We start from the raw sequence: 1,780 nt of genomic DNA, 5'->3' as shown, positions 1-1,780 counted from the left end.
GTTATTTTAAATAGTTTTATTGTTAATTTTAAATATATCAATTATTTCAACGTCAATCTTTGATATCTAAACAAGTGATCAAGAGCCATTTAAAACTTTCTTATATATAAGTTTTAAATCATTCACTTCATTATTTTATTTATTTTTTAATTTTTCATAATTAAAAAATAATCATTTAAATTATGGAGAGTTTGATCCTGGCTCAGAGTGAACGCTGGCGGCGTGCCTAACACATGCAAGTCGAACGATGAAGTCTAGCTTGCTAGACGGATTAGTGGCGCACGGGTGAGTAATGTATAGCTAACTTGCCCCTTACAAGAGGACAACACTTAGAAATGAGTGCTAATACTCTATACTCCGCTCTAACATAAGTTAGGGTGGGAAAGTTTTTCGGTAAGGGATAGGGCTATATTGTATCAGCTAGTTGGTAAGGTAATGGCTTACCAAGGCTATGACGCATATCTGGTCTTAGAGGATGATCAGACACACTGGAACTGAGACACGGTCCAGACTCCTACGGGAGGCAGCAGTGGGGAATATTGCTCAATGGGGGAAACCCTGAAGCAGCAACGCCGCGTGGAGGATGACACTTTTCGGAGCGTAAACTCCTTTTTTACAAGAAGAATACTGACTGTATTGTAAGAATAAGCACCGGCTAACTCCGTGCCAGCAGCCGCGGTAATACGGAGGGTGCAAGCGTTACTCGGAATCACTGGGCGTAAAGGGCGCGTAGGCGGAGTAGTAAGTTGGATGTGAAATCTAATGGCTTAACCATTAAACTGCATTCAAAACTGCTATTCTAGAGTAAGGGAGAGGCAGATGGAATTAGTAGTGTAGGGGTAAAATCCGTAGATATTACTAAGAATGCCAATTGCGAAAGCGATCTGCTAGAACTTAACTGACGCTAAGGCGCGAAAGCGTGGGGAGCAAACAGGATTAGATACCCTGGTAGTCCACGCCCTAAACGATGTATGCTAGTTGTTGGAATGCTAGTCATTTCAGTAATGCACCTAACGGATTAAGCATACCGCCTGGGGAGTACGGTCGCAAGATTAAAACTCAAAGGAATAGACGGGGACCCGCACAAGCGGTGGAGCATGTGGTTTAATTCGAAGATACGCGAAGAACCTTACCTGGGCTTGATATCCTAAGAACCTTGTAGAGATACGAGGGTGCTAGCTTGCTAGAACTTAGAGACAGGTGCTGCACGGCTGTCGTCAGCTCGTGTCGTGAGATGTTGGGTTAAGTCCCGCAACGAGCGCAACCCACGTATTTAGTTGCTAACAGTTCGGCTGAGCACTCTAAATAGACTGCCTTCGCAAGGAGGAGGAAGGTGTGGACGACGTCAAGTCATCATGGCCCTTATGCCCAGGGCTACACACGTGCTACAATGGCATATACAATGAGAAGCAATACCGCGAGGTGGAGCAAATCTATAAAATATGTCTTAGTTCGGATTGTTCTCTGCAACTCGAGAGCATGAAGCCGGAATCGCTAGTAATCGTAAATCAGCTATGTTACGGTGAATACGTTCCCGGGTCTTGTACTCACCGCCCGTCACACCATGGGAGTTGATTGTGCTTTAAGTCGGAATACTAAACTAGTTACCGCCCACAGCAAAATCAGCGACTGGGGTGAAGTCGTAACAAGGTAACCGTAGGAGAACCTGCGGTTGGATCACCTCCTTTCTAGAGTACATACTCTTTAACTCACACTAAAGAGTAATAATAAATATTTCAAGAGCTCTTGAGAGCTTGTTTGGATATCAAAGGTTGAAATG

General features: G+C 43.9%; 1 rRNA gene. It reads left to right on the top strand.

Annotated features, from left to right (window positions below):
• The first annotated feature begins 179 nt into the window (after nucleotides 1-179).
• Nucleotides 180-1,688: ribosomal RNA gene (locus tag AVBRAN9333_RS09360) — 16S ribosomal RNA — on the top strand.
• Nucleotides 1,689-1,780: the final 92 nt, after the last annotated feature.

It is taken from the genome of Campylobacter sp. RM9333, from assembly GCF_020137705.1.
Taxonomy (GTDB): Bacteria; Campylobacterota; Campylobacteria; order Campylobacterales; family Campylobacteraceae; genus Campylobacter_E.
Note: the sequence above shows the minus strand (reverse complement) of the source record. Positions and strands in the feature narration are given on the sequence as shown.